Raw genomic sequence first — 10,876 nt, 5'->3', positions numbered from 1 at the left:
TGCGCGCATACCTTCTTCTCAAGCATATGCATCGCTGCAACCGTTATCTTTTGGTTGTGATTTATGAGTCCTGAGCCTAGAAGGCAGCCTTGAATCATTCTTCCCCTGATGTGGGAATGAACTTTGTCAACACGACCTGGTCCTGCCGAGCAGGATGCCGCGATGCTTATCGGCATAGGCCCTGAGATATTTGTAGAGCCGAGCCCATTGATTGGCTTCAAGCCGGATAGAGCGACGGTAGCTTCGACGATATGTTACTTTGCACATGGCCGATCTTGCGGTCTTCCCCTGCAAGGACGGTGAGCCAGTCGCGGGTCTTGGCCTCTGCTGCTTCTGCCGCAGGCGCGAAGGCTGCTCTTTCCAGACCTGCAATCGCTTCTCTGGCCGCATCGGTCATGGCCGGGTCCCCGCCCGCCAGCCGGCGCCAGGCGAGAACACAGCCGTAGGATCCGCGCAGATCGCCGGATTTTCCCTTGGCGACCGCCAGTTCCAGCTGCTTGCGGCGTTCGGGACGCGTGTCGGGGCGTTCCTGACTGGACGTATTTGCAGCCACGGGTCTCCGGAGGCTTTCACCAGGGCGCTGCTTTCGTCGGGAATAGAGGGCAGCGCCACCGAATGCGGCCAGAACCGCAGCGCCCCCCAGACCGGCAAGGAGAGAGACAGGCAATGCCTCGCCGCCTTTCTGCCGTGCCTGCGATACGACCGGAGAGGCAGGCGCCGCTTTTGGCGCCGAACCTGCGGCCTGCTGGGCACGCATTATGGTTCCCTCGGCCTTGATGACTTCGCTTGGCAGGGTGACGGTCTTCGCTTGTCCCGAGATACTGTCGGTCCAGTTCACCTTGATCTCCGGCAGCGTGATCTCGCCACCGCGGGTTGGCACCACGGACAGGAGAAAGTCCTTTCTGGCGACAGTGCCGTCAGCCGTTTGATCCTCGCCTGTCTTGACATCATCAAGATAAATCCGCGCACCATCGGTGTTTTCGAAGGACAGGTCGGGAAGCTGAGCGGCGCTCGCGCCGAGCGCCAGAAGGCTGACGCGCCGGGTGACCGCCTCTCCTTCCTTGAAGAGTGGGTGCTCGGGCGACCAGTTGGCGGTGAGCCGGACGTTCTTGGCGGGCAGGAACCATTGGTGCTGCCCGGAGCCGGCATTGGGATCGGCGCGAACCGTCAGCTTGATCGGCTCGGAGCGAACGGCGAAGGCTTTGCCGCTATCGAACATGTCGCTGAACATGGACGACGGGAACCCGGGAAAGTCGCCGAAACCGAAGTCTGCGAGGGGATTGTGCGCCCGCGCCGAAGGGTCCTCGACGGATCCGCGCAGGACGAAGGGGGGAATTTCGATCGCACCCTTCTCCTGAGGCTTGAGCATATAGGTGCGCTCGATCACATTAACCGTCTGCCCGTTCCGGGTGGCCTGGCTCACCCTGTCCTCGCCGCGTTGAACGAGTTCGAAGGCGCTGGATTGCGGCGCGACCAGTTCGGCGCTCTTGATCGGCGCGCTGGTCTCGATCCGTACGGTCAGTGGCGTTTCCTGAAAGAGAAACGGGCTGCCGTCTTTCAGGCTGGCCGAAACAGCGATTCCCGATGCACCCGTGGCCTTGGGCATGGCGCCTGCATCCACCACCGTGATGGCGACGGGCGAACTGCTTAAGCCTCCCGCACGGATTGCGGGAATTTCCAGCGTGCCCTTCGACTTCGGCGACAGGGACACGATCCAGCTCTCGCTTTGGGACCGTTGCCCGTTGATGATTTGCGTCGACGAGGACTGCGATGTGCCGAGGATGTCGAAATCCTTCTGCAGCGGTGCGAGATCCGGGATTGCATCCGCCTGGCCATTGGCCGTCAGGGTCAGCTGAAACGTGTCCCCTTCCGCCACCGTTCCACTGTTCACATGGGCGGAGAGCCCCGCGGCGAAGGCAGGAACGGCGAGCGCAAGAGAAAGAGCAGCAGCGCTGACGGTGGTCTTGAGCCGATTGAAGTTCATGGTTCTGCTTCCTCTCAGTTGGAGCCAGACCGAAGCTGGGCGTAATGTTGACGAATGCGGGCGCGCAGCAGGCCGGACGGGTCGTCGGGCACTTCGCGCAGCTGTTGTTCGACCGCCTGATCGACGACCGGAGCACCGGGAACGGAGGCCTTCACAGGCTCGCCGCCCTTGTCCTTGCCATTGCCGTCCAGCACACTGGACAGCATTCTCGACAGAGCATTCTCACTGTCCTTGCCGGCTTGGTTGCCACCGTTGCCGGAAGCACTTGCCTGCTGACGGGCCTTGGCAGCCTCCTGTGCGGCCTGGTCCGCCTGGGCAAGCCCCTCGGAACCGGTCTGGTCCTGTTGCTGGCCGGCCTGCTCACGGCCGCCTTCCTGGCCCTGCGGCTTGGTTGCAGAGGCATCCTGTGTGCGTTTTTGGCCAGCACCGACATTCTGATCCTCGGCCTTTTCAGCCGCGTCTTTCCCTGCTCCAGCCTTTGGAGATTGGCCGCTTTTCGCCGCATCGGCGGGGTTTGACGGCTCAGTTGATGCCTGGTCCTTGGGTTGTTCGCCCTGCGACCCGCTTTCCTGACCCGGCTGCGTGGCAGACTGCTGCTGATCGCCGGATTGGCCGCCGTTCTGCTTCTGAGACCCCCTGGAGGCCTGTTGCTGGTCCTGTTGGCCGCCTGCATTCTGCTGCTTCGGCTGACCTTGAGAACCGGCCTGCTGATCTTGTTGACCCTGCTTGCCGGACTGCCCCTGCGATTGCTGCTGGTCCTTTTTGCCCGAGCCGCCAGCCTGCTGTTCTTGGTCCTTTTTATCGCCTCCGCCGTTCTGCTTCTGCGAACCCTCGGAGGCCTGCTGCTGGTCCTGTTGGCCGCCTCCATTCTGCTGCTTCTGCTGGCCCTGAGAGCCGGCCTGTTGATCTCTTTGATCCTGCTGGCTGGATTGCCCCTGAGATTGCGGCTGGTCCTGCTTTTGACCGCTGCTGCCGGCCTGCTGCTTTTGGTCCTTTTGATCGCTCTGGCCGGATTGCTGCTGTTGCTGCTTGTTTTTCTCCTGTTCCTGCTGCTTTTTCTGCTCGTCGAGCAGCTTCTGGACCAGATCGCGATTATACTTCGCGTCCGCATCCTGAGGGTTGGCGGCCAGCGCCTGATCGTAGGCGCCAAGCGCCTCTTTCAGCTGGCCGGATTTCGCAAGCGCATTGCCGCGATTGTAGGCGCCGGCGGGAAAGTCCTGAGCAGCCGCCGCGTAATCACCCGCCCGGTAGGCGGCGCTGCCGCGCCAGGATTGTGTCTCGAACTTGCCGGACGCGGTCTTGTAATCGCCTGAGGCAAAAGCTGCCTTGCCCTGCTGGTCGGAGGTCGACCAGAGGTCCTGCCAGGTTCCCGCATGGGCGGGCCGGGTCGCAAGGCCAGGCACGACATTCAGGCAGGCGATCAGTCCGATGCTGAAGACAAGGCCGCGCCGAAAGGCAAAGGGCAGGAGAAGGACCGGCAGGATCAGGAGCCAGTAGCCCATATCGACCCAGCCGTCGGCCTTGACGTCCTCGGCCTTGCCGGCGGTTTCGACCCTGTCGGTCTTCGGCAGGACGCGGTCCAGGTCGGCGCTGTTTGCAGTCACGCTGGAATAGGCACCGCCACCGGCCCTGGCAACCGCGCCGAGACCTTCCGCATCGAGCGACGTCGTCACTTTTTCGCCTGAACGGTCGGTAATGGCCTCGCCGCCCGCAGTCTGCAAGGTTGCGCCCTTTTCGGTGCCGATGCCGAGGACCGAGACAGTATAGCCGGCTTTGCGGGCCTCGGCCGCTGCTTTTTCGGTTGCTGCCGTATCGCCCGCATTGTCGGCGATGAGCAGGATCTTGCCGCGCGCCGCGTCGGCGCCCTTCAAGACCGACGTGGCCTCGGAGATGGCAAGATCGGGCCGATCGCCCAGGACGGGCATCAGCTTGGTGGAAAGTTCGGGTATCATCTGCGAAATCACCTTCTGGTCGCTGGTCAGAGGCGCGGCGACAAAGGGCACGTCGGAATAGATGACCAAGGCGCGCTCATCCCCTTCCGTGCGGGCAAGAATGTCGCGCAGCTTGTGCACCGCGCTGCGCAGCCGGCTCGGCGACAGGTCGTCCGAATTCATGGATTGCGCCAGACTGAGAACTGCGACCACGGGTTCACCACCGGTAAAGGAGGGAAGCTGGGCCTTTTCCCAGGTCGGCCCCGCAAGCGCCGTCACCAGGACCAGCAGCATGGCCGCCGCCACGGATGGCAAGACACGCGATGCGCGGGCGGTTGCGCCGCTGATGGCCAGATGCCGCAGCAGATGGGCGTCCACATATTTGCCCCAGTTGCTGCCGGTGCCATTCTTGCGGGATCGCAGGACGAGCCAGAGAAGAAGGCCCGCCGGGATCAACGCCCAGAACCATTCCGGGCGCAGGAAGTGGAACAGATTGGTTTCCATATCAGGCTTCCTTGTGTACGGGGCCTTTGGACAGGCGGCGATTTGCGATGAGGGCCGGCACCGTCGCGATCAGGACGGACAGCGCGGCAAGGAGCAGGGCGAGGCCGGCCGGCCAGAAATAAAGGGCGACTTCGGGGCGCACATGCACCGGGTCGGCGCCGACCGGCTCGAGCTTGTCGATGGATCGATAGACCTGCGCCAGGCCGTCGACGTCCGTTGCCCGGAAGTATTGCCCGCCGGTCAGCTCCGCGATCTTGCGCAAGGCGCCTTCGTCGAGGTCTGAAGAGGGATTGACGATCTGGCGCCCCATGGGGGTGTCCACGGCCATCGGACCGCCGCCAACGCCGATCGTGTAGATCCGGATCCCGAGTTTCTTGGCGAGTTCGGCCGCGCGGATCGGGTCCATCTCACCAGTATTGTTCGCACCGTCGGTCAGGAGAACGAGAACGCGTCCTTCGGCGGGCCTGTCCTTCAGGCGCTTCAGGGACACTGCGATGGCGTCGCCGATGGCCGTTTGCTGGCCTGTCAACCCGACTTGGGCCTGATCGAGGAGATTGCGGACGGCCTGCCGGTCGAAGGTCAGGGGCGCCTGCAGATAGGCACGATCCGAAAACAGCACCAGGCCAACCCGGTCGCCCTTGCGGCTTTCGATAAAAGCATCCGCCGCAGCCTTGACCACGTTGAGGCGGGTGGTCGGCCGGCCGCCGACGGCGAAATCCTGCTCGGCCATGGAACCGGAGAGGTCGATCGCCATCATGATGTCGCGTCCTTCGGCGGGCAGCGGCACCTCAGGTCCGACATAGGCCGGCCGCGCCACAGCCGCCACCATCAGCAGCCAGACAAGCGAGGCAGTGCAGAGCTTCCACCAGGATATCGACATCCGGTCGGCCCGGCTTCCCAGACCCTGCGACAGGCTCGCGAAGAACGGCACCTTCAACGCGCCGCCCAAGCCCTTGTCCACAGGCTTGAGAAAATGGCGCAGCACAAAGGGCAGCGGCAGCAGAAGAAAGGCGAAAGGCCAGAGAAAGGTGATCATCCATGCCTCCTGATCCAGGTGGCGGTCTCGGCGCGCAGCGCCTCCGGTTCGAAATTCTCATTGGCTGGCGGACCGTAGGGACCGGTGGCCAGAAGTGCCGCACTGGTGCCGCTCATCCCGTATTTGCCTTCCATCAGAAACGCGCTCCAGGCCGCGCCGGTCAAAACATCGGCCCCCGCCGAGCGCCGGCGGGCGACACGTCGCAACAGGGAAGAGATCTGGGTGAGAAACTCGTCCTGCCTTTCAGGACTGATCGCCTCGAGCTCGCGAAGTGCCAGAAAACGCGCGCTCCTGCGGCGCATCCAGGTCCAGACGAGGGCAGCCACGAGGAAGGCGCAGACGAGGGCGATAAGGGCCCACCAACCCGGCGCAAGCGGCCACCAGCCAATCGGCTGAGGCAGGTGGATATCGCGAAGCTGGTCCAGCTGGGCCTGCATTTGTGGCGTGAGTTGGGTGCTCATGCTGCCATCCTCACATTGAGGTGCGGATGGAGGATCCAGGAGGGATCGTCCGGTGTCTGCAGGGCGTGGCAAACCATTCCGTGGCGTCGGCTGACGCGTTCCAGCCGCTCTTTGCGCGCCTCGAATTCCTGCGCGTAGCGTTCGAGTGTGCGTCCGCCAAGCGCCGAGACGGCCAGGGCATGTTCGCCATCGGTGAGGCGTCCGCCGCGCGGCGGCAGTGCGGCATCGAAGGGATCGCTGATCTGGATGTTGGTGACATGGGCATTGACGGCCAGATGCCGAAGCTCGGTCTCAGCTTCATCGCCGAAATCGGAGAAGTCGCTGATCACGAAGGCCAGCGTTCCCGGCCGGTTGCGGTGACGCATGCGGCGCAGGGCATGCGCCAGGGTCATCTCCGTTCCCGAAGGCCGCTCTAGCCGGGTTTCCTGCGCGAGTGCTTCCAGAAGTCCAAGCACCGAGCGCCGCGTTCTGGCGGCGGGGAAATCCCGCAAGCCGTCGCGCGTCATGATAAGGCCGCCGACACGGTCGCCACCGTCATGTCCGGTCCAGGCCATCATGGCAGCCACTTCGGCTGCCAGATTGGACTTGAAACGGTTTCGGGTGCCGAACTGCATCATCGAACGCATGTCGGTCAGAATGACGATGGGCCTTTCCCGCTCCTCCTGGAAGAGCTTGGTGTGGACGTGGCCCGTGCGGGCCGTCACGCGCCAGTCGATGGATTTCACGTCGTCGCCGGGCTGATACAGGCGGCTTTCGGCGAATTCCATGCCGCGACCGCGATAAATGGAACGGTTGGCACCCCATTGATGGGTCGCGACACGGCCCGATGGCGCAAAGCCGGTCAGGCCGCGCTGCGGGCGCACCCGAACCAGCTCGGGCAGGGTTGCGACAATGCCTTTCAGGTCTTGGTCTGTCATGACGCTCTCCCCGCCTGTTCAAGCAACCGGAACCCTGTCGATCAGGGCGTCGATGAAGGCGTCGGCGGTTTTGCCTTCCGCCTCGGCCTCGAAGCTCAGGATGATGCGGTGGCGCAGCACCTCATGCAGGACGGCCTGTACGTCGGACGGGGTCGCGAAATCCGCACCGTTCATCCAGGCATGCACGCGCGCGCAGCGGTCCAGAGCGATGGTTGAGCGGGGCGATGCGCCATAGGAAATCTGGCTCGCAAGGTCGGCGCCGTATATCTGGGGACGGCGGGTCGCCTGAATCAGCTGAATGATGTAGTCCGTCAGCGCATCCGAGACATGGGTTTTCAGGGCAGCCTGTCTGGCCTCGAAGATGTCCTGCTGCGAGACCCGGAAAGAAGACGTCACGGTTTGCGCCATGGCTTCGCCACGGACGATCCGCAGCACCTCGCGCTCCGCTTCGGCAGAGGGAAAGTCGATCTTGACGTGCAGCATGAAACGGTCGAGCTGGGCTTCCGGGAGCGGATAGGTCCCTTCCTGTTCGATCGGGTTCTGGGTTGCCATCACCATGAAAAGCTTCGGCAGACGGTAGGTCTGTCCGGCGACGGTGACCTGGCGCTCGGCCATGGCTTCCAGGAGCGCCGACTGCACCTTTGCCGGGGCCCGGTTGATCTCGTCGGCAAGGATCAGGTTGTGAAACAGAGGGCCGGGATGAAACTCGAAGGTCCCCTTTTCCGGGCGATAAATCTCTGTTCCCGTCAGGTCGCTGGGAAGCAGGTCCGGGGTAAACTGGACACGGCACGGCTCGCCTTCGATCAGCTCTGCCAGGGTATTGACGGCCTTTGTCTTTGCAAGGCCCGGTGCGCCTTCCAGCAGAATGTGCCCATCGCCGAACAGGCCGAGAAGCAGGCTGTCGATAAACGTCTCCTGGCCGACGATCCGCTTGTTCATGTGATCGCGGAGCGCATCGACAAGGGCGTTGTTCGGGCGGGCTGCGGTTTGGAGTGTATTCCTGATCATCAGAGTGCCTCGCAATCGGGCCCGGCTTTTTGCCGAGGCGCCGCGGTTTCAGAGTCAAGACGTCGATGAAAGGGAGAAACCACGTAGGGGCAGCTGCACCGCCTCCGTTCGCGGACGTAGGCCGGCAGCGCAATCCGGAGGGATGTGCGCAAGAGGGAACATTCCCTCCAGCATGGGCGGCCCGGATCGGCTCTCGCTTTCACGGTTCATGTCCCGAAGTCGATGAACAGTCAGGACACTAAGCGCCGCAGTTTGAGGCAGCTTGCCGCGTTCTTTAATTATTGTTGAACTTGGAGCGTCGGAGCCAGAACGGCGGAACCAGGTTTCGGAGAGACCCGATGCAAAAACAAAAAATTAGAATATTGGACAGCGTATGATTTTCAGTCCGTCCCGCTCGGGAACGACACAGTGACCCTGAGGCCTGGATGATCCACGGCGCCGGGATCGGTCGAGGAAAGCGCAATGACGGCCTCATGGTGGTCGGCCACGGCCTTGACCAAGGCAAGGCCGAGTCCGCTGCCCGGCTTGCTGCGGGCGCTGTCGATCCGTTTGAACAGGTCGAACACCTCGTGGCGCTGCCCCTCGGCTATGCCGCCGCCAGTGTCCTCGACGATGAGGTCGAGGGTTTCGGGCCGATCCTGAAGGCGAACCCGGATCGAAATGCCGAAGCCTCCATGCACAATTGCATTGCCGACAATGTTGGCGAGCATCTGCTGCACCATGTTCTTGTCGCATAGAAGCAGAGATTTTTCAGTCTCCCCGGGTCGAAATTCGAGCGTCTGCCCGTTCTCCTGTGCGAGAGGCGCGAAGAATTCGAGCGTATTCTCGATAAGACCGCCGAGGTCGTTCAGCTGCATGTCCTTGCGCGGCGAGCCGGCGCGGATCCGGGTGATGCGGAGAATGGTGTCGATGATCTCGTTGAGCGACCCGGTCTCGTTGAGCGCCCGTTCGACTTGCGGGTGCGGATCACGCCCGGCCTCGATGGCGTCGAGCGCATCGTTCAGCACGAGCCCGACGCGGGCGAGCGGGGTTTTCAGATCGTGTGCGATCGCGGTCGTTGTTGCGCGCATGCTGTCCATCAGGCGGGAGAGCACATCGAGGTTCGCGTTGATCTGTATGGAAATGCGGTCGATCTGGTCCTTCCTCTGAAGGATCGGTATGCGCGCCTCGGATTCCCCGCTTGCAACACGCGCGAGAACGCCTTCGATCGACCTGAGTTTCGAAAAACTCTGACGACTCGCCAGCAGACCCAGAACCAGGGCCCCGAAGGTCAGCAGCACGGTCATGACGACGAGGCCCACAATCATGTGAACACGCATCTCGTCGACGGCCTTGAGATTTCGGCCGACGACAAGCGTTGCATCGTTGAACTTCTGCACCGACAGCACGAAATGGCCCTGGCTGCCCTTGGCCGAGACAGATTGCAGCGTGGTATCGCGCACGCCGATGAAATCCGGCATGGCGAGGTCGGCACCCGCAAGATTGATCCCATGTTCATCATAGACTGCGGAGATGCGGTCCTGGCTGCTGACGAGGTTGCTCAGCGTGCCGATGGCCTTCACCAGGCCCTCGCGTCCCGCTGCGGCATAAACATCGCTTAAAAGGACAGCCTCCTCCAGGGTTTGCTGCTCCGTGACATCGCGCAGGGCCTGGGTGGCCGACCAGATGAAGAGCGTCCCGCCTAAGCTCATGAGAACGAGAACGCCGATCGCGACCTTGGCTGAGGTCCGAAAGGAGCTGCCTGACAGAAGATCAGTGAGGCGCACGGATCCGGTATCCCATATTGCGGACGGTCTGGATCAAAGCCGTGTCGAAGGGCTTGTCGATCTTCTGGCGCAGCTTGCTGATATGGGTCTCCACGACGGTCGTTCCCGGATCGAAGGAGAAATCCCAGATCCTCTCCAGGATCATCGTCCTGCTCACCACCCGGCCCTCGGCTTCCATCAGGAGCTCGAGCAGGGCGAACTCCTTGTTCTGCAGATCGATGACCTGCCCCTGGCGGATCGCCACGCGTTTGAGAAGGTCAAGCTTGAGATCGTGGCAGGTGAACTCCGTCTTGTGGCTGTTCTCTTTCGGACGCCGAGACAGGGCGTGAATGCGGGCGAGAAGCTCTGAAAAGTGAAACGGTTTGACAATGTAGTCGTCACCGCCCGCCATCAGCCCCTCGACCTTGTCCTCGATATCGGAGACCGCCGTCAAGAAGATGACGGGCAGCGAACTGTTGGACGCCCTGAGCGCCTTGACGAGAGTAAGCCCGTCAAGGCCCGGCATCATTCTGTCGACAATGGCAAGATCGCAGGTGTTGTAGAGGCAATAGGTCAGCGCTTCGCGGCCGTCGCTAACACAATCGACCGAAAATCCCTGTTCGAGCAGACCTTTGCGGACATAGCCCGCCATCGTCTCATCGTCTTCCGCAACCAAAATTTTCATCGCTCGGACTTTCGATTCGAACACAAGGCCTGTCGCTGAGAGGTCGTCCATTTTGTTGATTTGCGCTGGATGCTCATCCGCGATTGGAGTGAACCCTTCGGGTTGGACCAGCAAGGCGCTTTAAACTAGGCTGCCTGTTGGGTCAGTTGGGATTCAAATTGGGTTTTTGACCCTGGCCAAGGGCGGAAGGCAGCCATCTGGCATTGTAAATCCGCTCGATGAGCCTCGGCAAGCGTTCGGATACGTCCGAGAAGATCTCGTCGGCGGCGGAGTTAGATGTCCTCCACTTTCTCGGTTTTGTATCGACATGCAAAATCGGCTCTGAAGCAATCTCGATCACATCACTTTGATGAGACGCCTGCGGGAGCCGATCAGTGACGACACCATCCTTCTGCAATAAATGACCTGAGAGCCGGATTGCATCTGGCGAGATTGACACGGCGGCCGAACGCAAAAAGCTCCTCGAGGCCTACGCCGAGGAGCTTCTGGTTCGTTTTCCCGAGTGGGAGACCTTACAAGTATCGTTGGTTGCGGGGGCAGGATTTGAACCTGCGGCCTTCAGGTTATGAGCCTGACGAGCTACCGGGCTGCTCCACCCCGCGTTA

8 protein-coding genes and 1 tRNA gene are annotated in these 10,876 nt (G+C 62.1%); all 9 read right to left on the bottom strand.

From position 1 onward, the window contains the following. Nucleotides 1-217 precede the first annotated feature (217 nt). Nucleotides 218-1,984 carry a BatD family protein gene (locus BJF92_RS00180; RefSeq protein WP_075632776.1) on the bottom strand — a complete coding sequence of 589 codons (1,767 nt, stop codon included), beginning with the start codon at nt 1,982-1,984 and terminating at the stop codon, nt 218-220. 14 nt (nt 1,985-1,998) lie between these two features. After that, a complete protein-coding gene (locus tag BJF92_RS00175) occupies nt 1,999-4,419 on the bottom strand; it encodes a tetratricopeptide repeat protein (protein ID WP_075632775.1) in 2,421 nt (806 codons plus the stop codon). 1 nt (nt 4,420) lies between these two features. Further along, complete coding sequence (locus tag BJF92_RS00170; protein ID WP_198931514.1) at nt 4,421-5,176, bottom strand: vWA domain-containing protein; 756 nt, start codon at nt 5,174-5,176, stop codon at nt 4,421-4,423. A gap of 275 nt (nt 5,177-5,451) precedes the next feature. Beyond that, nucleotides 5,452-5,916, bottom strand: coding sequence for a DUF4381 domain-containing protein (locus BJF92_RS00165; RefSeq protein ID WP_075632773.1), 465 nt, complete (start codon nt 5,914-5,916; stop codon nt 5,452-5,454). After that, nucleotides 5,913-6,833: a DUF58 domain-containing protein gene (locus BJF92_RS00160; protein WP_075632772.1), complete on the bottom strand. Its 921-nt coding sequence runs from the start codon at nt 6,831-6,833 to the stop codon at nt 5,913-5,915. Before BJF92_RS00160 ends, BJF92_RS00165 begins: the two co-directional genes overlap by 4 nt. An 18-nt stretch (nt 6,834-6,851) precedes the next feature. Continuing rightward, on the bottom strand, nt 6,852-7,841 hold the full coding sequence (locus BJF92_RS00155) for an AAA family ATPase (protein ID WP_075632771.1): 990 nt from the start codon (nt 7,839-7,841) through the stop codon (nt 6,852-6,854). Between the two features lie 380 nt (nt 7,842-8,221). Continuing rightward, a complete protein-coding gene (locus BJF92_RS00150) occupies nt 8,222-9,403 on the bottom strand; it encodes a sensor histidine kinase (RefSeq protein ID WP_158032171.1) in 1,182 nt (393 codons plus the stop codon). A gap of 190 nt (nt 9,404-9,593) precedes the next feature. Then, nucleotides 9,594-10,271, bottom strand: coding sequence for a response regulator transcription factor (locus BJF92_RS00145; RefSeq protein WP_075632769.1), 678 nt, complete (start codon nt 10,269-10,271; stop codon nt 9,594-9,596). 525 nt (nt 10,272-10,796) lie between these two features. After that, a tRNA-Met gene (locus BJF92_RS00140) sits at nt 10,797-10,873 on the bottom strand. Nucleotides 10,874-10,876: the final 3 nt, after the last annotated feature.

The organism is Xaviernesmea rhizosphaerae, from assembly GCF_001938945.1.
Taxonomy (GTDB): domain Bacteria; phylum Pseudomonadota; class Alphaproteobacteria; order Rhizobiales; family Rhizobiaceae; genus Xaviernesmea; species Xaviernesmea rhizosphaerae.
The sequence above is the reverse complement of the archived record's forward strand: the minus strand, read 5'-3'. Positions and strand labels throughout refer to the sequence as shown.